We start from the raw sequence: 19,890 nt of genomic DNA, 5'->3' as shown, positions 1-19,890 counted from the left end.
CACTTTCCGTATGGAAAGGCGCTTTTAAAAAGTCAGCTTAATATCAGATCGACGAGCTCCCTGTCCTCGAGCTTCCCGAAATAGTGGTTGAGGTCGAGCGGCCGGAGGGTCTCTTCTAGTTCGCCCCGTTCGACGCGCGTCCCCTCCAGTGCATCTTCGACATCCTTGATTTCGCCCTGCCCGAAGAAATCCCCGTGGATCGAGCAGTTTTCGATCCTGCCGGATTCGACATCAAGGGAGATTTCCACCGTGCCCGCCTGGAGCCTGCCGTCCCGGTTATAGGAGTAGCGCGGTGACTTTCCGTAGTTCCAGTCCCAGTTCTTATACTTCTCCTCCACCAGGCGGTCGATCGCGTGCCAGTCTTCGTTCGTCAGTTCATACCGCTTTGCTTTATCCACGTCATCGATCTGCAGCAGTTCCTTGATGATGAGGTCCTTGAACTCCGCTGTCGTGACATCCTTGTACTCCGGTGCGAGATGTTCCCTGAGCGTCGTCACCCTTGACCTGATGGATTTGATGCCTTTGGAATCGATTTTTTTACGGTTTGGATTCAGCGCCTTGACCATCGCTTCCGGATCGATGTCGAGGAGCAGTGAGAATCCGCCGTAGACCCGGCCGCTTGATAGTGTCATGGCTGCACCGGACACTTTCTTACCGCCGATGACCAGATCGTTCCTGCCGCTCTGCTCGACGTTTTTGACACCGAGATTGTTGAGTGCCTGGATGACCGGTTCGTACATTTTCTTATAGTCCCCGTAGACGCCGCTGTCCTCGGGGACGAGGAAGCAGACGTTCACCGCACCGTCATCGACGAGGATCGCACCGCCCCCGGTGTCCCGCCTCACCAATATGATGCCGTTTTCGTCCAGGTAATCCTGGTTGACTTCGGACGCCGCATTCTGGAAACGTCCGATCTCGATTTTAGGCGCGCAGTAATACGGGAATATGATGCTGTCATCCAGGAACACATTCTGCTGGACATAAACCTGCATCGCCAGTGCATAGGCGCCGTCAGTGATGTACTCACCGTTCCTGTAGGGTTCTATCAGATACATTCAAATCATCCTTTATATGTTAATGTCTTATGTGCGTTCAAGATATTTTCACGTATGTCCCCGGTCAGCGCCACGGTCTGGGGCCTCACCGCCTCCGGAATCCTGTAGGTCTTCTGGTTCATCGGGACGTAGAGCGCATCCTTGTTCTGCCTTGTCATCCTCCAGAATGGATGCTTGATGTACTGCGGTGTCGTGTATCCCACCCCGATTTCCAGGTACAGTACCTTGCCCGACTTGTGGGCTTCGAGGAAAGCTTCATACTGCTCCCGGTCCGCTTCGAAGGCCGCGTCTTCGACCATGCCTTTTTCCGCAGTGCGCTTGTTGATCTCCATCGGCGCATCGCATTCCGGACAGCGCGGGATGAGTTCGGGCGGGATTTCCATATCCTTCTGGACCCGGACCATCTCACGGATCTGGTCATCGTGGCGGTATGTCTGCTGGTGGCAGAAGGCGGAGCACTGCCACAGTGCATATTCACCCTGGTAATAAAACACCTTGTCCATATCATAATCCGCCGCATAGAATGCGTTGTCGGCATTCGTCGTGATGACATGGTAGTCCTTATCCTCGATCATCTTCCTGAGGGCGATGTATCCATCCCCCGCCGGCTGATCCAGATAATTCAGCTCGACGAAGCGGCTCTGAAACGCCCAATACTCCGTCCGCGTGGGAAAGTCGAAGAGGCTCGCCTGAAGCATGTCGAACCATTTGTACTTCCCTATGAAATCCGGGAAGTTCTCCGTAAAACGCTTACCCGTATATGTAAACCCGTCAGCTGCCGACATCCCGGCACCGATGCCGACGACGACCGCATCCGCTTCATCGATCATCCCTGCGAGCAGACGGCTTTCATCCTTCTCTGATTTTAAAGTATCCCAATTTTCCATAAAGAAACGACCCTTCCTAAGCTAAATGTGATTCATAAATCTTTAAATCCTCATCATCAAACACGTTGAAGATGACTTCGAGACGGGAACCGCTGTCCTTTAAATAATCCGTGACCGCATCGACTGCGATTTCCGCGGCCTGTACCTTTGGAAAGCCGAATACGCCTGTCGAGATGCTGCAGAAGGCGATGCTGCCGACGTCCTTTTCATCGGCAAGCGCAAGACAGCTCATGTAGCACCTGCGGAGCAGGTCCGCCTTCATCGGCGAAACCCTGCCGTCCCGGACGAAAGGCCCGACAGTATGGATGACGTGATCTGCCGGCAGATTGTATGCAGAAGTGATCTTTGCACGCCCGACCGCCTCTTTCCTGCCCTGCCGGTCCATCAGTTCCGCACACTCCAGCCGCAGCGCCGCACCCGCCTTCGTATGGATGATGTTATCGATGCAGTCATGGTTCGGTATGAAGCAGCCGAGCAGGTCCGGGTTCGCCGCATTGACGATTGCACCGGCCTTGAGTGTCGTGATGTCGCCCTGCCATAAATAAAGCCGGTCCCGGACCGGGGTGAGGTCGCTTACGGCCGTGACACCCTCTGAGTTATAAGTGCCGAGGAATGCATCCTGCACATCGAGGAACTCCCGGGAGACAGGTTTTGCCGGACGGCGGTTGGCAAGCCCGCGGAACTTCCGGAAACGTTCATCGAAGCGCTCCGGTATTGGCTCATTTTCGTCCATTTCCTGCTGCATATGCGAAATCAGGAAATGCAGCCTTTGTAGTTGAGACATCATATATATCACCTGATCCTTAAAAAATAAGCCTGCATCCCATGCCGTGACATTTGAATGCAAGCCTAAAAATCGAATACTAAGATTGATTATGCGTTTTCAAGTGCATTGAATTCAGCTTCATCGACGCCTGTCAGTTTCACGACCCAGCTCTCGTCCGGATCGGCCGAATTCAAGAGTTCCGGTGCATCCGCAGCTTTTTCGTTGACTGCCGCGACTTCACCTGCGATCGGTGTCGTCAGATCCAGTACTGTTTTGGAACCTTCGAGCTCGAGTATGGAGTCGTCTTTTTTCAGGCTCTTCTCTTTCGTGAACTCGACGAATCCGACCGTCCCGATGTCGTCCTGCAGCTCAGGCGTCATGATCAGCTTATATTCTTCACCGTTTTTTTCAATCCATAAATAATTTGCAACTTTCCTCATTTATTACCCTGCTTTCTAATTGTTTGATATTTTTAACTCCGACGCAATCAGATCAAGTGCGTGCGCACGGTTTCCTGCCCCGGGTATGAGAGGGATGATGAGCAGCTCGTCCACATCCAGGGTCCCGGCAATGGATGAAAGTCCGGCGGCCGCAACCTTTTTATCCCCGACGATCATCCGTGTGCGGTTATCCTCGATCCTTTTCCTGTCTGTTTCAGTATAAGGATAATCCACGGCAGTTTCAACCGATGGCATGCGGTCGAATTCGCTGAAATTGTCCTTGCCGAGCAGCCAGAGGCCCAGCGCATCCGCGAGCCGGTCCGCTTCTTCCTCCGTATCCGCCGCGACCACGAAAGGTGCTGCCATCACCATGGGCTTTTCCATGACGGCGGAGGGCTGGAAATTCTCCCTGTATACACGGATCGCTTCCCGTCCGACTGCCATCTTATCCTTCGATGCATATGGGAACAGGCCGAAGACATAACCGACCCCGAGGCGCGCAGCAGTCATCGCCGACTTCACACTCGTGCTGAGCATCCACATCTCCGGGTTCGTCCCGCCTGCGGGGTTTGCCGTCAGGTCATTGAAGCGGTGGTCGGCGTCATCGGTGTTCGTCACATACTTCACGATATCGCTGATGTTCTCCTCATAACGCTGCTTCCTCGGCCGGGTCTCATTCATCGCTTTGTTGACGATCTTTGTGCCGATCGTGTTGCCGAAGCCGAGGTCCACCCGGCCGGGATGGAGGGTTTCAAGCATCCTGAAGTTTTCCGCGACTTTGAGCGGACTGTAGTGCGGGATCATGACACCTCCGGAACCGAGCCTGATCGAATCCGTCTGCCCGAGGAGGTGCATCATCAGCATTTCGGGACTGCTGCTCGCAAAAGCGCTCACATCATGATGCTCCGCAATCCAGAATCTGTGGTAACCCAAAGCTTCGGCCTTTTTGCACAATGCGGCCGTTTCATTGAGAGCCTCCGCCGGAGACCGGCCTTCATCCACGACGGCATAATCCAAGACATTCAGTTTTATCATCCATACAAATCCTTTGGTATTTATTTCACATATTTATACACCATTATAACTTTGCGCAATTTAACCGTCAATCCATAGAACCGTTTCACATTGACATAAATCCGTTCTATTGCTAATTTTGAAGATGACGATTCAAGAACAGATGAAAAATCAAAGGAGTCAAGAGATGAATAGTAAATATGCACCATTATTCGAACCACTCGTCCTGAAGAACGGCATCCGGCTCGATAACCGCTTCGTCCTCTCGCCGGTGATCACCAACTCATCGACCAGGGAGGGGCTTGTCACCGAAGAGGATGTACTGTACCATGCCCGGCGGGCGGGCTCCGCCCCGATCCAGGTGACGGGGGCTGCATACATCGAACCTTACGGCCAGCTTTTCGAGTACGGGTTCAGCGTGAGCGATGACCGGACGATACCGGGTCTCACGAAGCTTGCGGATGCGATGAAGCAGGACGGTGCAAAAGCGGTGCTGCAGCTCACCCATGCCGGGCGCTTCTCGAACCAGGCGATACTCGACCTCGGTGTCGTGTACGGCCCGAGCTTCATGGAACTGAACGTGCCGGTCAAGCACCAGGTGCTCGCGATGACGAAACGGAAGATTGATATGGTCATCCGGGATTATGCCGATGCCGCAAGGCGGGCGATCAAGGCCGGATTCGACGGCGTTGAAGTCTCGGCGGCACAGCGCCTCCTCATCCAGACCTTCTTCTCGAAATTTTCAAATGAACGGGACGATGAGTACGGTGCCGCGACGCTTGAAAACCGCTCCCGCTTCGGGCTCGAAGTGATACAGGCGGTCGCCGATGTCATAAAACAAGAGGCGCCCGAAGGCTTCATCTTCGGCTTCAGGGGCACGCCGGAAGAGACGCGCGGGCAGGAAGTCGGATACACCGTCGATGAATTCCTGCAGTTCATCGATATGGCGGAGGAGATCACCGACATCGATTACCTCGCCATCGCAAGCTGGGGCAGGAACATCTATAAGACGAAGGTCCGTGCCGAAGGGCCGAACCAGGGCGAACCGGTGAATAAAGTCGTCTACGACCATGTCAGGGGCAGGATCCCGATGATGGCGACCGGCGGCATCAACGACCCCGACAAGGCGCTTGAAGCACTTGAACATGCCGATATGGTCGGCGCATCGAGTCCGTTCATCACAGAACCCGACTTCGTCCCGAAACTCCGGGCGGGACGTGAAGATGAAATCGACCTCCAGTTCACGGTCGATGAGATTGATGACTTGAAGATACCGGAAGCCGCGTTCAAGGACATCGTGAGGATGATGGACTACGGCGAAGGACTGCCCAAGGATACAAGGGATGAACTCAGACGGCTCGCCGAAGAAGAATGACGGCAGGCTGAATAATGAAAAGACGCACCTCCCCCTTTTACGGGGCAGGTGCGTCTTCGTGTATCTATGGATTTCATTCGACGATTTCCGCCTTGACGATCATGCGTTTTTCAAACAACAATGTTTCGGGGTTGTACTCATCACAGGTGATCAAAGTGAGCTCCTGCGGATCGCCCCCGGTCTGGTCCATGACTTCGACCTGGGATGGGTCCACTTCGAAGATCTCGGTGATTTCATACTCCCGCACTTCGTCGTGTGTGATGAGTTCTATCTCATCGCCGACGGCGGCACGGTCGAGGTAGTTGAAACGGATGCCCGCACCTTCCACACGGTGCCCGGCAATCGGTATGTTCTGCATATCGAGGTGGTCGTCATCATGGACGAATGATATGCCGTTGCGCATCTTCGTCTCGGTCACCGGCCCGTAGTACAGCGGCTCGCTGATATCGGCACTCCCGATATTCAAAACGCCAGCCATATCATCACTGATGTTGATGTCCGTGCCGCCACCGGCATCCGTCTCTGAGGTGGCCTCACTGTAGGGTTCGATACCGGTGATGAAAGTTTCGAACTGGTTCACCCCGACATTTTCCTCACCGTTTTGGAACCCCTCGATCACCCGCTCATTGATGCGGTCGGTGTAATATTCCTGGATGTCCTGCCAGAAAAACAATACGACGGCGGAAAGGATCAAAAGCACTCCGGCCGCCCTCATCATAATCCTCATCTCGAATCCTCCATATGTTCAAATATGCTGATCGCTTCTTTCCTCGCATATTCCAGCATGCGGTAATCCTCAATCAGGTCCGCCACTTTGAACTGCGGCAGCCCGCTCTGCCTGACACCGAAATAATCACCGGGGCCGCGCATCTCGAGATCCCTCTCACTCAGTTCGAAGCCGTCCGATGTCGAAGTCATGATTTCCATGCGCAGCTTCGCATTATCGGTCTGGGGCTGGCTGACCAGCAGGCAGTAGCTCTGCCTGCTGCTTCTGCCGACGCGCCCCCTCAACTGATGCAGCGTGGAGAGTCCGAACCGTTCAGCGTTGAAGATGACCATCATCGTCGCATTCGGCACGTTGATCCCCACTTCGATAACCGTTGTGGAAATCAGTATCTTCTTCTCGAGGGTTTCAAATAAATGCATGCCGTGGTTTTTCTCTTCGGGCTTCATCCTGCCGTGGACGAGCTCCACCGTCTCCTCACCGAAGTGGTCTACGAAGGCCTGGTAGATTTCATTGACATTCTTCAGATCGAGCGTTTCGGATTCCTCGATCAGCGGCGCCACGACATACGTGCTGTATCCTTCATTGAGCTGTGCACGCACAGCCGCCATCACCTGATCCATCTCATCGAAAGTGTGCCATGAAGTCTCGACCGGTTTGCGCCCCTTGGGCATCTCCCGGATGATCGATACGTCCATGTCTCCGAAAGTCGTGATGGAGAGCGTCCTCGGTATCGGTGTCGCCGTCATGTAAAGGATGTTTTTCCGGTATGACTTGGCCTGCAGTTTCTGCCTCTGCTTCACCCCGAACCTGTGCTGCTCATCAATGATGATGAATGAGAGCCTGTTGAATGCCACGTCATCCTCCAATACAGCATGCGTCGCAATCAGAAGGTCGATTTCACCGAGCCTGAGGCCCTCCAGTATCCGGTCCTTCTCTTTCCTTGAAGTGCTGCCCGTCAGCCTTTCAATCGTCAGTTCATCCTTGAACGTATCCTTGAACGATTCATAATGCTGGTTTGCGAGCACTTCCGTCGGCACCATGACCACACTCTGCTCCCCGATCGTCTTGACGGCATACACACATATGCCGGCGACGATGGTCTTCCCGCTCCCGACATCACCCTGGAGGAGGCGGTGCATGGAAATGTTCTGCTTGAAGTCCCGGCAGATGTCGTTGACACCCGCTTTCTGGTCACCGGTGAGCTCGAACGGCAGCGTACTGATGAAGCGCTTCAGCCTTTCGATATCGTAATCGATGATGTAGTGATCATTTCTGACACGCTCCTCGCTGCGTTTATGCATCAGTTTCAACTGGAACTGGTAAAGCTCGTAAAACTTCACGGTCCTTCTTGCATCATGCAGCGCATCCCTGCTTTTCGGGAAATGCAGCTCGTGCAGGGCGTCCCGCAGGCTCCACAGCTGATATTTGCTTTTCAGCGCTTCGGGAAGGTCATGGTTGAAATGGTGGCTGCCGAACACTTCTGCGACGAGCTTGCTGAATGTCTTCGCATGCATCACCCGGTTCAGGCTGTATTTGACGCTGTATCCGGGTGAAGTATCGAAAATCAGGCGCTGCCCGTTGATTTCAAGCTTGTTCCTGTCGAATTTGCCGTACACCCTCGCAAATTCATCAATGATCAGTTTATCTTTCAAATACGGCTGATTGAAGAAGACCACTTTCGTATATATGCCGTCGATATCCATGAAGCATGTGAGACGGCTCATGCCGCGCCTGAAAAAGGCGAGTTTCGGCTCTGTCTTGACCGTCCCCTCGACGGTGATCGAACTGTCATGCTCCGCCTCCCGCAGATCCACGACGGACTGGTCGACATAGCTCGTCGGCAGATGGAAGACGACATCATTCACATCACGTATTTCCAATTCATGAAGTTTCTCGGCTGTCTTCTCACCGACACCTTTCAATCCGTGCACAGGGGTGCCGGGGGTGATGACTTCATACATCGCGCACATATTACTCCGCTCCGAAAATTTCCTGCATCAGGCGGTTGCCTGTCGGTGTCGCGGCAAGTCCGCCGCGCCCTGTCTCACGCAGTGCCGACGGCATGGTGAGTCCGATCTTGTACATCGCCTCAACCACTTCATCAGCCGGTATCCTCGATTCGATGCCTGCAAGGGCCATATCAGCCGCCGTCAGTGCATTCGAGGCACCTGCCGCGTTCCTTTTCACGCAAGGGACTTCGACCAGACCCGCAACAGGATCACAGACGAGGCCGAGCATGTTTTTCAGCGCAATCGCAAATGCATGGCCGGACTGTTCAGGTGTGCCGCCCGCCGCTTCGACAAGGCTTGCTGCAGCCATCGCACTTGCACTGCCGACTTCCGCCTGGCAGCCGCCCGCAGCACCCGAGATGCTCGCATTATTCGCTACGACGAAGCCGAATGCACCGGAGGTGAACAGGAATCTGACCATCTCTTCTTTAGTGAGTCCCCTCTGTTCATTCATCGCGAATAAAACACCCGGGACCACACCGGCAGAGCCCGCTGTCGGGGTCGCACAGATTTTGCCCATTGCAGCGTTGACTTCGTTCGTGCTCACCGCATATGCGATGGCGAGCAGGTTCAAATCGCCGCCGAGCCCTTTGCCGCTCTCGATGTATTTCTTCATCTTGACGGCATCATTGCCCGTCAGTCCCGTCTGGCTCGTCACGCCGCCAATGCCCTGATCCACAGCATCCTGCATGACGTCCAGGTTGCGTTCCATGTCCTGGTACACTTCCAGGTAGGAGCGCTTGGAAACCCTGATCTCCTGTTCCATCATGATCTCACTGATCGGTTTATTCTCCGAATTGGCTATATCGATTAATTGTGCAATACTGTTGAACATGACATTACCTCCTGTATATTAGTTTTCGGTCATCTCGATCACTCGGTCGACACCGTCTATATTCCGTACTTCATCTATGATTCTCGGACTGATCTCTTCATCCAGTTCTATCGTCATCAGCGCGATGTCGCCCTTTTCCTTACGGGAGACGTTCATCTGGCTGACGTTGATTTCATTGTTCCCGAGGACGGTCGTGACACGTGCGATCGTCCCGAAGCTGTCCTGATGGAAGACGAGCAGGGCGTGGTAATTGCCCGAGATGTTGATTGCATAATCATTGATGCTGACCAGCTCTATCTTGCCCCCGCCGATGGAGATTCCTTCGATCATCAGGCGTTCTTCGCCTTTGACGAGCCGGAGCATCGCCGTGTTCGGGTGGCTCCGCTCCTCTTCCATCTCGATGAAGTTCACCTGCATGCCCGCTTCTTCTGCATACTCCACAGCTTTGATGATCCGGTTGTCGTCGGTATCGAAACCGAGCAGCCCGCCGATCAGGGCGACATCGGTGCCGTGTCCGCGGTACGTGTCCTTGAAGGAGCCGTATAAATATATATCCACGTAATCCGGCGTCCCGCCGAAAAGACTTTTGGCCAGCAGGCCGATGCGTGCCGCCCCCGCGGTATGCGAGGATGACGGTCCGACCATCACCGGACCGATTATATCAAATACACTTTTATACTTCATATCTGGAACCTCCATTGTAAAAATACCACATCAGTGTTCGCACTGATGTGGCATTCTGTCTTATTTGAGCAATTACTCCACAGATACAAGGTAACTGTAGACCGGCTGCTGACCGTTATGAATCTCAAATTCAATATCATTATAACTGTCTTCCAGCTTTTCCACAATCGCATCGACTTCTTCTTCAGAACCTTCATCACCGATGATCACCGTGACGATTTCGGCATCTTCGTCAAGCATGCTGACGATGAGGTTCTCGAGCGTCTCGCTCCGGGAATCGGAGGCGACGTCGATCTTGCCGTTGTTGATGCCCATATGCTGGTCCTTTTTGATCTCTATGCCGTCGATTTTGGTGTCGCGTACGGCGTAGGTCACCTGGCCGGTCTTCACATGCTCGAGTGCAGACTTCATCGCTTCTTCGTTCTGTTCGAGCGTCCCGTCGGGTGAGAACATCAGCATGCTGGAAAGCCCTTCAGGTATCGAGACGGTCGGGATGACGACTGCCGGGACCTCCAGCATCTGCTGGGCCTGCTCTGCTGCCATGATGATGTTTTTATTGTTCGGCAGGATGATGACCTGCTTCACATCGTCGTCTTTGACCGTGTTCAGGATGTCTTCGGTGGATGGGTTCATCGTCTGTCCGCCGTTGATGACATGTGTGACGCCGACACTTTCAAACAGCGCCTTGATCCCGTCGCCTGAAGATACGGTGATGACGGCGGTCTCATAGGACTGCTTCTCCTTCACTGCCGTATCCGCCTTGCTGCCGTGCACTTCCCTGAACTGCTCGCGCATGTTCTCGATCTTCATCTTGATGAGTTCACCGTAGTTTGCGCCGTATGTCATGGCCTCACCGGGTGTTTCCGTATGCACATGCACTTTGACGATTTCATCGTCGGAGATCACGAGGAGCGAGTCGCCGAATGCTTCCATTTCGTTCCGGAATTCTTCTTCGTCGAATGCGCGCTTGTCATCTTCGAATCGTACCATGAACTCTGTACAGAATCCATATTGAATGTCCTCGACGGACATGAATTCATTGAAGTCATGTTCATCATTGACGAACGTTTCGGTATCGAGCGCCTCTTCGGACACTTCGACCTTTTCACCTTTCATGGCGGCGAGGAACCCTTCATATACATACACAAGACCCTGCCCGCCGGAGTCGACGACGCCGACTTCCTTAAGCACGGGGAGGAGGTCAGGTGTGCGCTTCAAAGACGCCTTCGCCTCCTCGATCACCGCCTCCATCACTTCAATCAGGGAGTCTGAAGTTTCAGCCTTCTCGACGGCCGTCGCACTTGAATCTTTGGCGACCGTCAGGATCGTGCCTTCAACAGGCTTCATCACAGCTTTATAGGCTGTCTTCACACCCTGATCGAGGGCGGCTGCGAAAGATTTCGCATCCACCGACCCTTCATTCTCGATCGCTTTTGAAAACCCGCGGAACAGCTGTGAGAGGATCACACCTGAATTGCCACGGGCGCCCATCAGCAGCCCTTTGGAGAAATGCCTGCCCATCTCCCCCATATGTTCGATTTCCCTGCCGCTGACTTCATCGGCACCCGAAGTCATCGATAAATTCATGTTCGTACCGGTGTCGCCGTCAGGCACCGGGAAAACATTCAGTGAATCAACATAATCTGCGTGCTGCCTCAGATTGTCAGCACCCGTCAAAATCATATCTCTGAAAATTATACCATCTATCTTATCCATGATATCATCATGTCCTCCCAGCTTACTCATCCGTATTAATCATTCTGACACCTTGTACATGAATGTTAATTGTATTTATGGTCAATCCAAAAGTTTTTTCCAGTCTGTATTTCACGCTTGTCTGCACATTGTTTGCAACTTCGGATATTTTCACACCGTAGCCGACGATAATGTACAGGTCGACATCAAGAAGGCCGTCATTGTTTTCCACTACGACACCGCGGGAATAGTTCTCCTTGCCGAGCAGTTCGGCAAAACCGTCCCTCACCTGGTGCCTCGAGGCCATGCCGACCACACCGTAGCTTTCCACTACAGCTTCACCGGCAATGTTTGCAATCACATCGATTGCGATGTCGATTGATCCAAGTTCATTTTTAATTTCGAGTGTCATTCCCTCGCCTCCAGTACATCATATAATTATAATCAAAAACATTCGTCAATTACAAGGCACAATGATGATTCTTTACAGATAATTTCACCGCCCGGACAGCGGGTGTATTTATACGCTTATTTACATTATAATTTATTGCCGGGAAAGTTGAAAGAATAAGCAGCTCAAGTCCGGCATTACAGCCGCAGCAGGATATGTTAAAATGGAATCTCGCCGGCTTCCCGGTGATGGTCATCGGCATACTGCGATTTCCACTGGACATCGTGTGGAAATTCATGTATTATGTTATAGTATGTCAATGATGATACAAACAAATTAAAGTGAATTTTGTTAATAAAGGAGATGTACGGCATGAGTAAACAATGTTATTACACTGGACGTAAAAGTGCGACAGGCAACAACCGTTCACACGCTTTGAACGCAAACAAAAGACGCTTCGGCGCGAACCTGCAGAAAGTCAGGGTCATGATCGACGGCAAACCTCAAAAAGTATGGGTTTCAGCCCGTGCTCTGAAATCAGGTAAAGTTGAACGCGTTTAATCCTGCGTGTTGAATCCCCATCATCCGAATGATGATGGGGATTTTTGTGTTTATATGGTGTTTTTTTGGACTGATATGCAGCCGGCCCAAAATAAAAAGCAGCCTGAAGGCTGCTCCGATCCATCCTATATGATGTTTATGATGTAGACCATGATCATTCCGACGAAAATGGCGGGGATCATGTTCCCGACGCGCATTTTCGTGATGTTCATCATGTTCATGCCGATCGCAAGCAGGATGACGCCGCCTGTGGCACTGACCTGGAAGATGATCTGTTCCAGTATCGCTTCGGGGATGACCGTGGCGATGCCCTGTGCGGACAGGATGATGATCGAGATGTAAATGAACGCCGGCACACCGGATATGATGACACCGAGTCCGTAAGTGGTCGTCATGACGATCGCGATGAAGAAATCCATCATCGATTTTGTATACAGGACATCATTCGAACCTCTGAGCCCCGCATCCAGGCCCCCGACGATCGCCATCGCACCGACGATGAATACGAGCGTCCCGGAAACGAAACCCTGGGATAAGTTACCCGCGTGTTTGTCTCCGAGCCGGATCTCCATCCAGTGGCCGAAGCGGTTCAGCAGGGCTTCAAGCTGGATCACTTCACCGATGATCGTCCCGATGATCAGGCTGAGCAGCGTGATGATGATCGCCTCAGCCCCGACCACCATCTGTATCCCGAGCGTCATGATGACCAGTGCCTGTATTTTCATTATTGAATCTTTGATGGTCTCGGGGATGAAAGTGAAGACGAGACCTAGCAACCCCCCGATGAGAATCGCAAGCGCGTTCGCTACAGCCCCCATCAATATCATGATGCCACCTCCATTCAATCATTCGATTGTATCATTAATATGGGCTGTGATGTCTTTACATAAGCTTTTTCATGCGTGAATTCGTTGCTGATGGTGAGTGTCGAGCCCAGCGTGAGCCGTGATGAATCCAGCGGGTATTTGAACCCGTCGAGCGTCAGCACCGTATTTTGGAAAACGGGGATGAATGAAACATATTTCATTCTCCCGTCCCTCACCGGTGCGTGTTCACCTTCTCCCAAAAGTTCGAGGACATTCTGCGGATCGATGATCCTGATCCCGACACCGGCAAGGTCCGGATTTAAGAGCAGCTGCACATTGCCGAATAAATGATCCAGCCTGCCGCCCGTCGCCCCGTACACATCGATTGATGCATACCCTTTCCCTGCAAGGTCGAGCAGCGCAATCTCAAGATCCGTATCATCCTTTTCACTCTCGACAGGGTTGATATCGAGCTTTTCCTCAATATACCGCCGCTCGGCCTCACTGATCGAGTCGAAATCCCCGTATGTGAAAAGCGGGGTGACCCCCGCTTCAAGCAGCAGATACACACCGCGGTCGACGCCTGCCCAGTGCAGATCTTTCATGTCCGGGATCGGAGCATCCGTCTCCCTGATCAAAATGTTGATATGCATCGTCACTTACGCAGCGCTTCGATGGTGGCCTTCTTATCCTCGGCCTTGAACAGGTAGGATCCGCTCACGAGCAGCTCCGCGCCCTCCGCCTTGCACAGTGCTGCGGTTTCATCATTGATGCCGCCGTCCACTTCGATCTCAAACCGGAGGCCCTTCTCCTCTCTGATGCTGTTCAATTCCGCAATCTTGACGAGGCCTTCCTCAATGAAGCTCTGACCGCCGAACCCCGGGTTCACGGTCATGATCAGGACGAAATCGACGTCGCCGAGCAGATGCTGGACATGGGAGACCGGCGTATGCGGATTCAGGGCGATCCCCGCCTTCATACCCTTGCTCTTTATCAGCTGCACCACCCTGTGCGGGTGGTCGGACGCTTCGATATGGAAGGACAGCATATCCACGCCCAAATCTTTGAACTCATCTATGAACTGATCCGGATCGAGTGTCATCAGATGCACATCGAGCGGGATGCCGGATGCTTTGCTGATCGCTTCGACGACCGGCAGCCCGTAGGATATGTTCGGCACGAACTGGCCGTCCATGATGTCAAGATGGAAAATATCGGCACCCGCTTCCTCCATCGTCCTGATTTCTTCACCTAGTCTTGAAAAATCACTCGCAAGGAGTGATGGCAGCACTTTATTCATGTCAGTACCTCTCTTTTCTGGATTCTATCTCTTCGAATATCTGTTTGTAACTCTCGTATCTGGAGGCTGCAAGCCTCTCCTCTTCCACTGCCTGCTTCACACCGCATTTCGGTTCGTTGATGTGGAGGCATTCCCTGAACTTGCAGTCCTCACCCGGTCCGTCGAAATCTATAAAACAGGATTTCAGGTTATATTTATCGATCATTGAAAATTCGATTGTGCTGAACCCCGGTGTATCGGCGATGTATCCGCCGGCGATTTCAATCAGCTCGACATGCCGGGTCGTATGCTTGCCCCGGTTCAGCTTGTTTGAAATTTCATCCGTGATGAGCTCCGCGCCGGGCAGTATCGTGTTGACAAGCGTCGATTTCCCGACACCCGACTGCCCTGCAAGGACACTCAGCTTATCCTTGAAGATGGACAGCATCTCATCGCCCACCTTATTGTTATCGGTGAAGAACACCGGATACATCTCATACACTTCCCGGATCTCAGCCATCAGCGCCGCGTCCCCGCCGAGGTCTGCCTTGGTGATGACGATCACCGGCTTCATGTCCTGGGCCTCCGCATAGGCGATGAACCGGTCGAGCAGATAGTAATTGAAAGCAGGAGAGACGAGGCTCATGGCGAGCAGCACCTGGTCGATGTTCGCCACCGGCGGCCGCACCATCGAATTCTTCCGTTCATCGATTGCGGTGATGTAGCCTTCCGTCTCATTTTCTACCTGGAACTCGACGATGTCGCCTACAAGGGGCGACTCGGAAGTCTTCCTGAACAGGCCGCGTGCCCGCGCCTGGTAGATCCGGTCTTCCGATTTGACGTAATAAAAACCGCTCAACGCTTTTACAATCTGACCTTTCTTCATAACTCACCCCAAATATTATAATACATCAATTATAACAGTTCACCGGTTGTGGTAAAATAAAATCATCAAAACATATTGGAAAGGTTTGAAATTATGGCTAAAACAGTACACGTGAGCGAGATAAACGACCTCATCAAAAATGATGATGCGGTGTTGATCGATGTCAGGGAAACCGATGAACTGAAGGAGACCGGCTATGTGCCAGGTGCGATCCACCTGCCGATGTCCACCCTCAGCATTGAAGACGAAACACTGAAGGAACACAAGGGCGATACACTGTATATCATGTGCAGAAGCGGAAAACGCAGCGAAAATGTCCAGCATGCACTCATCGACCAGGGATATGACGCGGTCAATGTCGAAGGCGGCATCCTCGAGTATGAGGGTGAGCGGGAAGAATTATAAAAGAAAGCCTCTCCGGTGATGGAGAGGCTTTCTTCATTCAAGGGGCCGTCTTAACCCCTGTCCACGACTTCACGTACATTTTCAATGATGAATCCGCTCTTCACATAACCAGGCAGACTGTTGAGGTCAACGGTCAAATCCTGCTCAGGCACATCGTAAGTGATGCGTGAAGCGAAATATTTCATCGTCTCCTGCATGATGATGACCGTCATCCACTCACCTGCACAACGGTGGTTCGTGTAATAGTCCCCTCCGCCCTGCGGGATGAGGTCGAACGGGCTGCCGTCCCAGTCCTTGAATCTTTCCGGGTAGAACTCATTCGGATTTTCCCATACAGTCGGGTCATGCATCGTGCCGTAAATATCAATTGCAAGCATTGTATCCTTTTCGAAATCATAGCCTTTATACTGGAAATCTTCTTTCACTTTTCCTGGCAGGAAAGGTACGAATGGATAGAAACGTCTCACTTCCTGTGCAAACATGTAGGCATAATCGTCGTCCTGTTTGATCTTTTCTCTGGCCACCGGGTTTTCATACATTGCCAGTGCGCCGAAAGCGATGAATCTGTTGATAGCGATCAACGGACGGAATGTGTTCATCAGGTCGATGCCGCACAGTCTTGAATCCATCGGTTCGCCCTTGTAGTCTTTCCAGTGTGCAAATTCATAAAGCGCTGTGCCTTCCGGCGGATGGATCTTGCCTTTACGTGTCTGGATGATCTGGTCTTCAAGCCAGTCCTCCACGCGGCGGCGTGCTGCCTTCGATGCCCTGTAGCCTTTGAATGCACTGCCGATCGCCTTGAACGAGTCGATCATGATGTCCATGTCCGTTGCGATGTTCTCGATTTCTTTTTCAGGCGCCTGGACACCTGCCCAGCGTGTGCCGACTTTCGTCAGGAGGATGATGGATTCACGGTATACGTTGACCTGATCCATATTTTCCATCCTCTGCGTGTTCATCTGCCAGTGGTTGCGCGTCAACTCCCGCAGATACTGCAGGTTGCCTTCCGTCATCAGTGACATGAACAGTGCCTTACGGTCGATATGGACTTTGCCTGTCGTCGTATGGATCGCACCTTTACCGAATAATGTATTGACCACACGTTTTGGCAATGTGCCTGAACGCTCGATCTTATCGTTGTCATAGAACAACTCGGCACCGTCTTTGCCGGATAGGATGATGACCCTCTTACCGCCCAGTGCACGGGTTTCGAATACGCCGTCTTTGACGCCGAGACGCTCCCGCTGGTTCGTGGTGTACAAGTAGCCCTGTTTCATTATTTTAGCTGTGTTATCGATACCTTTGTCTTTTTTGATAGTAGCCATGAAAGATCCTCCAATTAACTGTTTTCTAATTCATTATATTATAAAGCGATCAGCGATTACCAACATTTGCATGGGATTCCCGCAATATCCCTATTCTTCGTATGGTATCTCCTCATCGATTACTTCTTCCCCATCCACTTCAACCATAAACGCACCCGTCTCACCGGGCTCGATTTCAAGGCGGACGGTGTGGGTCGTATCCTCAGTAATCTCGAAAGTTTCGAAGACTTCATCAATGTCCGGATTGTTTGCATCCTCTACATGGATGTTGACGGTTTTAGGCGGGTTCTCCTCATCGTCCTCATCCGCATCCTCTTCCTCCCCGTACGGTATGTTGACGGTTGTGGAATAGAGCATGTTCTGCGGCGGTTCCGGGCCGATTGAAACTACAAGGTTGATCGTCGAGCCGGGCAGGAAACTGCCGTAGCTCGGATCCTGGCTGATGACGGCGCCCTGTTCGACGTCCTCACTGTAGAGCTCCTGGGAGACGGTGACGTTGAAACCGTTCTGTTCAAGTTCATCCCTGGCCGTTTCATACGGCTCCCCGGCATAATTCACGATTTCCACGGGTTCAACGCCCCGGGAGACTTCGAGCTGGAGATTGTGTTCATCCGGCCGGATTTCCTCACCCGGTCCGATTGACTGGCTGAGGACCGTCCCGGGCTCTGAATCGGAATACGCCTCCGTCAGATCTATACGGTTGAAGTTGATTTCATTCAGCTGCTCCTGGATGTCGGAAAAGTTCTCCCCGGTGAAGTCCAGCATCACAAATGGCTCTTCCCCGGCGCTCACGATGAAGTCGACGGCAGTCCCGAATTCGACTGTGACGCCGCTCCTCGGTCTGGTCTCCACGACTTCACCGGCTTCGAACGTATCGTTGTACTCCTCGATGACCTCGCCCATCTCAAGCTGGTGTTCCGCAAGGCCCGCTTCCGCAGCCTCAAGGGAGATCCCCTGGAAGTCGGGCATGATGAGGGCCGTCACTTCGTCTTCCTGTGTGAACATCATATAAGCGCCGAGGCCGGCGGCAGCGAGCATGAACAATAGGGGGATGAGCCAGAGCCATCTGCTTTTTTTCTTTTCGGGCGGCCCCGCTGCCGGATCTTCAGAAGGTCCCGGCACCTTCGGCACGGGATTTATTTTCCCGGTCTGTATCGTGGAGCCGTCCTCTGCGTCGGAATGCATATATGGTGTGTCTATGGTGTCATATTTCCTCAAGTCTTCCAGGATCATATCGACATGCCGGTAACGGTCCGCAGGATTCTTTTCGGTGCATTTCAGGATGATGTTCTTCAGCCCCTGGGGGATTTTCCTGTAATCGTCGATTTCCGGCAGCTTTTCCGATATCTGCTTCAGAGCGACCGACACCGGGGTCTCCCCGCTGAACGGCACTTCACCTGTCAGCAGCTCGAATAAAACGATCCCGAAGGAATAAATGTCCGTCCGCTCATCGGTGTTCTGACCTTTTGCCTGCTCAGGCGAGATGTACTGTACGGAACCCATGACCTGGTTGGTCTCTGTCATCCTTGTCTCACTGAGTGCCTTGGCGATGCCGAAATCGGTGATCCTCACCCTGTTCTCCCCGTCGAGGAGGATGTTCTGCGGCTTGATGTCACGGTGGATGATGCCCCTGGTGTGTGCATGTTCAATGCCGTCCAGTATCTGGACCGCGAGATTCACCGACTCCTCGATTGAAATCGGATGATTCTCCTTGATATATTGCTTTAATGTCGGTCCGTCCACAACTTCGGTGACGAGCAGCTGGTACTCCTCCGTCTCATCCACATCGAGGACATTCACGATATTCGGGTGGGAGAGCTGGATCGTGCTCTGGACTTCCCGCTGGAATCTGAGCCGGGACTTCTCCTCATCATGAGCATCCACCTTGATCATTTTGACCACTACGTTGCGGTCAAGGATGATATCTTCCGCGAGATAGACGGAACTCATCCCCCCGCCGAGGTACTTCAGTATTTTGTACCGTTCCGACAGTAATCTGCCTATCACATTGCCGCACCCACTTTCAGGCCGGCAAGACAGACGCTTATATTATCCCTGGATGCATTATCTTCAGCCTGCCTGATCAATGAGTCGAGCCTTTCCATTAAACTTAAGTTCTGCTGATACAGCGTACGGTGGATGTCATCCTCCCGGAGTACATCCGTCAGGCCGTCGGAGGCAAGGAGGATGTAGTCGTACTGCTTGTTCCTGAGCCGGAATATATCCGGCTGGATCAGGCGGTCGGTGCCCATCGCTTTTGTGATGATGTTCCTTTTGGGATGGTTCTGGGCCTCTTCTTCAGTGATCTCGCCGGACTCCACAAGGAGGTTGACAAAAGAGTGGTCCCTCGTCACCTGCTCGATTGAACGGCGCCGCATCACATATGCCCTCGAATCACCGACATTCAGTATGAATATGACATCTTCGATGATGGCGGCAAGCACGAGTGTCGTACCCATGCCCCTGTAATCCGGGTGGCCGTGCTGCAGATCGTACAGCCTGCGGTTGGTCCGGATGACCAGTTCACGTAAGAAATCCTCTGCCTGGCCGCTTTTGATGAGGTTCTCCTGCTCCCAGGCCGCCTGGATCTCATCATTGACAAATTTCGATGCCACATCTCCGTGCGCATGACCGCCCATGCCGTCCGCGACCAGGAACAGCACCTGATTTGTGCCATTGTAAAAAACACCGGTCCTGTCTTCATTCAGTTCACGAAATTTACCACGAATGCTCTTGTCAATGATTTCCAA

The 19,890-nt window shown here is 52.6% G+C and carries 21 protein-coding genes; 3 read left to right on the top strand and 18 right to left on the bottom strand.

Going from position 1 to position 19,890, the window contains the following annotated elements; genetic code table 11:
* Positions 1-32: 32 nt before the first annotated feature.
* The 5 genes from lplA to CRN96_RS01100 form a co-directional block, all read right to left on the bottom strand.
* A complete protein-coding gene (gene lplA / locus CRN96_RS01120; RefSeq protein ID WP_097038274.1) occupies positions 33-1,055 on the bottom strand; it encodes a lipoate--protein ligase in 1,023 nt (340 codons plus the stop codon).
* Between the two features lie 5 nt (positions 1,056-1,060).
* Positions 1,061-1,942, bottom strand: a complete 882-nt coding sequence (locus CRN96_RS01115; protein WP_097038272.1) for an SIR2 family NAD-dependent protein deacylase — start codon at positions 1,940-1,942, stop codon at positions 1,061-1,063.
* A gap of 16 nt (positions 1,943-1,958) precedes the next feature.
* Positions 1,959-2,729, bottom strand: a complete 771-nt coding sequence (locus tag CRN96_RS01110; protein ID WP_425442491.1) for a protein-ADP-ribose hydrolase — start codon at positions 2,727-2,729, stop codon at positions 1,959-1,961.
* 86 nt (positions 2,730-2,815) lie between these two features.
* Positions 2,816-3,148 carry a glycine cleavage system H family protein gene (locus tag CRN96_RS01105; protein WP_097038267.1) on the bottom strand — a complete coding sequence of 111 codons (333 nt, stop codon included), beginning with the start codon at positions 3,146-3,148 and terminating at the stop codon, positions 2,816-2,818.
* 15 nt (positions 3,149-3,163) lie between these two features.
* Complete coding sequence (locus CRN96_RS01100; RefSeq protein ID WP_097038265.1) at positions 3,164-4,183, bottom strand: LLM class flavin-dependent oxidoreductase; 1,020 nt, start codon at positions 4,181-4,183, stop codon at positions 3,164-3,166.
* Between the two features lie 166 nt (positions 4,184-4,349).
* Between CRN96_RS01100 and CRN96_RS01095 the strand changes: the two genes are divergently transcribed.
* Positions 4,350-5,537 (top strand): NADH-dependent flavin oxidoreductase, encoded by a 1,188-nt coding sequence (locus CRN96_RS01095; RefSeq protein ID WP_097038263.1) that lies wholly within the window; start codon positions 4,350-4,352, stop codon positions 5,535-5,537.
* A 73-nt stretch (positions 5,538-5,610) separates the two neighbouring features.
* On the opposite strand, the gene CRN96_RS01090 is transcribed toward CRN96_RS01095, so the two are convergent.
* The 6 genes from CRN96_RS01090 to CRN96_RS01065 form a co-directional block, all read right to left on the bottom strand.
* Complete coding sequence (locus tag CRN96_RS01090; RefSeq protein WP_097038261.1) at positions 5,611-6,264, bottom strand: class A sortase; 654 nt, start codon at positions 6,262-6,264, stop codon at positions 5,611-5,613.
* Positions 6,261-8,234: an ATP-dependent DNA helicase RecG gene (gene recG, locus CRN96_RS01085; RefSeq protein ID WP_097038259.1), complete on the bottom strand. Its 1,974-nt coding sequence runs from the start codon at positions 8,232-8,234 to the stop codon at positions 6,261-6,263. Before recG ends, CRN96_RS01090 begins: the two co-directional genes overlap by 4 nt.
* 1 nt (position 8,235) lies before the next feature.
* Positions 8,236-9,108 carry an L-serine ammonia-lyase, iron-sulfur-dependent, subunit alpha gene (sdaAA, locus tag CRN96_RS01080; protein ID WP_097038257.1) on the bottom strand — a complete coding sequence of 291 codons (873 nt, stop codon included), beginning with the start codon at positions 9,106-9,108 and terminating at the stop codon, positions 8,236-8,238.
* Positions 9,109-9,126: 18 nt separating this feature from the next.
* Positions 9,127-9,792, bottom strand: a complete 666-nt coding sequence (sdaAB, locus tag CRN96_RS01075) for an L-serine ammonia-lyase, iron-sulfur-dependent subunit beta (RefSeq protein WP_097038255.1) — start codon at positions 9,790-9,792, stop codon at positions 9,127-9,129.
* A gap of 72 nt (positions 9,793-9,864) precedes the next feature.
* Positions 9,865-11,511: a DAK2 domain-containing protein gene (locus CRN96_RS01070; protein ID WP_179647099.1), complete on the bottom strand. Its 1,647-nt coding sequence runs from the start codon at positions 11,509-11,511 to the stop codon at positions 9,865-9,867.
* Positions 11,512-11,530: 19 nt separating this feature from the next.
* Complete coding sequence (locus CRN96_RS01065; RefSeq protein ID WP_097038254.1) at positions 11,531-11,899, bottom strand: Asp23/Gls24 family envelope stress response protein; 369 nt, start codon at positions 11,897-11,899, stop codon at positions 11,531-11,533.
* A 351-nt stretch (positions 11,900-12,250) separates the two neighbouring features.
* Here CRN96_RS01065 and rpmB point away from each other — a divergent pair, with 351 nt between their 5' ends.
* Entirely contained in the window at positions 12,251-12,439 is a 189-nt protein-coding gene (gene rpmB / locus CRN96_RS01060) for a 50S ribosomal protein L28 (protein WP_097038251.1), read from the top strand.
* 125 nt (positions 12,440-12,564) lie between these two features.
* Here the strand turns inward: rpmB and CRN96_RS01055 are convergent, their stop codons facing one another.
* The 4 genes from CRN96_RS01055 to rsgA are packed head-to-tail and all read right to left on the bottom strand — an operon-like array spanning position 12,565 to position 15,410.
* Positions 12,565-13,266, bottom strand: a complete 702-nt coding sequence (locus CRN96_RS01055) for a DUF554 domain-containing protein (protein WP_097038249.1) — start codon at positions 13,264-13,266, stop codon at positions 12,565-12,567.
* A 14-nt stretch (positions 13,267-13,280) separates the two neighbouring features.
* The gene (locus CRN96_RS01050; protein WP_097038247.1) at positions 13,281-13,898 is read right to left on the bottom strand and encodes a thiamine diphosphokinase; all 618 of its coding nucleotides are present in this window, start codon (positions 13,896-13,898) and stop codon (positions 13,281-13,283) included.
* 2 nt (positions 13,899-13,900) lie between these two features.
* On the bottom strand, positions 13,901-14,545 hold the full coding sequence (gene rpe / locus CRN96_RS01045) for a ribulose-phosphate 3-epimerase (protein ID WP_097038245.1): 645 nt from the start codon (positions 14,543-14,545) through the stop codon (positions 13,901-13,903).
* Between the two features lies 1 nt (position 14,546).
* On the bottom strand, positions 14,547-15,410 hold the full coding sequence (gene rsgA, locus CRN96_RS01040; RefSeq protein ID WP_097038243.1) for a ribosome small subunit-dependent GTPase A: 864 nt from the start codon (positions 15,408-15,410) through the stop codon (positions 14,547-14,549).
* A gap of 93 nt (positions 15,411-15,503) precedes the next feature.
* Between rsgA and CRN96_RS01035 the strand changes: the two genes are divergently transcribed.
* Entirely contained in the window at positions 15,504-15,815 is a 312-nt protein-coding gene (locus tag CRN96_RS01035; protein WP_097038241.1) for a rhodanese-like domain-containing protein, read from the top strand.
* A 50-nt stretch (positions 15,816-15,865) separates the two neighbouring features.
* Here the strand turns inward: CRN96_RS01035 and CRN96_RS01030 are convergent, their stop codons facing one another.
* The 3 genes from CRN96_RS01030 to CRN96_RS01020 form a co-directional block, all read right to left on the bottom strand.
* Positions 15,866-17,140 carry a cytochrome P450 gene (locus tag CRN96_RS01030; RefSeq protein WP_097038240.1) on the bottom strand — a complete coding sequence of 425 codons (1,275 nt, stop codon included), beginning with the start codon at positions 17,138-17,140 and terminating at the stop codon, positions 15,866-15,868.
* Between the two features lie 90 nt (positions 17,141-17,230).
* Positions 17,231-19,147, bottom strand: a complete 1,917-nt coding sequence (gene pknB, locus CRN96_RS01025; protein ID WP_245844511.1) for a Stk1 family PASTA domain-containing Ser/Thr kinase — start codon at positions 19,145-19,147, stop codon at positions 17,231-17,233.
* Positions 19,144-19,890, bottom strand: a complete 747-nt coding sequence (locus tag CRN96_RS01020; protein WP_097038237.1) for a Stp1/IreP family PP2C-type Ser/Thr phosphatase — start codon at positions 19,888-19,890, stop codon at positions 19,144-19,146. Before CRN96_RS01020 ends, pknB begins: the two co-directional genes overlap by 4 nt.

This window comes from Salinicoccus kekensis (genome assembly GCF_900220995.1).
GTDB lineage: Bacteria > Bacillota > Bacilli > Staphylococcales > Salinicoccaceae > Lacicoccus > Lacicoccus kekensis.
This window is presented reverse-complemented; position numbering and strand designations above follow the sequence as displayed.

What these genes read in the sequence shown, in the direction of transcription:
- sdaAB (WP_097038255.1), bottom strand. Translation starts at nt 9,792, where the DNA reads ATGAAGTATAAAAGTGTATTTGATATAATCGGTCCGGTGATGGTCGGA.
- lplA (WP_097038274.1), bottom strand. Translation starts at nt 1,055, where the DNA reads ATGTATCTGATAGAACCCTACAGGAACGGTGAGTACATCACTGACGGC.
- CRN96_RS01105 (WP_097038267.1), bottom strand. Translation starts at nt 3,148, where the DNA reads ATGAGGAAAGTTGCAAATTATTTATGGATTGAAAAAAACGGTGAAGAA.
- CRN96_RS01090 (WP_097038261.1), bottom strand. Translation starts at nt 6,264, where the DNA reads ATGAGGATTATGATGAGGGCGGCCGGAGTGCTTTTGATCCTTTCCGCC.
- CRN96_RS01055 (WP_097038249.1), bottom strand. Translation starts at nt 13,266, where the DNA reads ATGATATTGATGGGGGCTGTAGCGAACGCGCTTGCGATTCTCATCGGG.
- recG (WP_097038259.1), bottom strand. Translation starts at nt 8,234, where the DNA reads ATGTGCGCGATGTATGAAGTCATCACCCCCGGCACCCCTGTGCACGGA.
- CRN96_RS01100 (WP_097038265.1), bottom strand. Translation starts at nt 4,183, where the DNA reads ATGATAAAACTGAATGTCTTGGATTATGCCGTCGTGGATGAAGGCCGG.
- CRN96_RS01095 (WP_097038263.1), top strand. Translation starts at nt 4,350, where the DNA reads ATGAATAGTAAATATGCACCATTATTCGAACCACTCGTCCTGAAGAAC.
- rpe (WP_097038245.1), bottom strand. Translation starts at nt 14,545, where the DNA reads ATGAATAAAGTGCTGCCATCACTCCTTGCGAGTGATTTTTCAAGACTA.
- CRN96_RS01030 (WP_097038240.1), bottom strand. Translation starts at nt 17,140, where the DNA reads ATGGCTACTATCAAAAAAGACAAAGGTATCGATAACACAGCTAAAATA.
- CRN96_RS01065 (WP_097038254.1), bottom strand. Translation starts at nt 11,899, where the DNA reads ATGACACTCGAAATTAAAAATGAACTTGGATCAATCGACATCGCAATC.
- sdaAA (WP_097038257.1), bottom strand. Translation starts at nt 9,108, where the DNA reads ATGTTCAACAGTATTGCACAATTAATCGATATAGCCAATTCGGAGAAT.
- CRN96_RS01115 (WP_097038272.1), bottom strand. Translation starts at nt 1,942, where the DNA reads ATGGAAAATTGGGATACTTTAAAATCAGAGAAGGATGAAAGCCGTCTG.
- CRN96_RS01110 (WP_425442491.1), bottom strand. Translation starts at nt 2,729, where the DNA reads ATGATGTCTCAACTACAAAGGCTGCATTTCCTGATTTCGCATATGCAG.
- CRN96_RS01050 (WP_097038247.1), bottom strand. Translation starts at nt 13,898, where the DNA reads ATGCATATCAACATTTTGATCAGGGAGACGGATGCTCCGATCCCGGAC.
- CRN96_RS01035 (WP_097038241.1), top strand. Translation starts at nt 15,504, where the DNA reads ATGGCTAAAACAGTACACGTGAGCGAGATAAACGACCTCATCAAAAAT.
- rpmB (WP_097038251.1), top strand. Translation starts at nt 12,251, where the DNA reads ATGAGTAAACAATGTTATTACACTGGACGTAAAAGTGCGACAGGCAAC.
- rsgA (WP_097038243.1), bottom strand. Translation starts at nt 15,410, where the DNA reads ATGAAGAAAGGTCAGATTGTAAAAGCGTTGAGCGGTTTTTATTACGTC.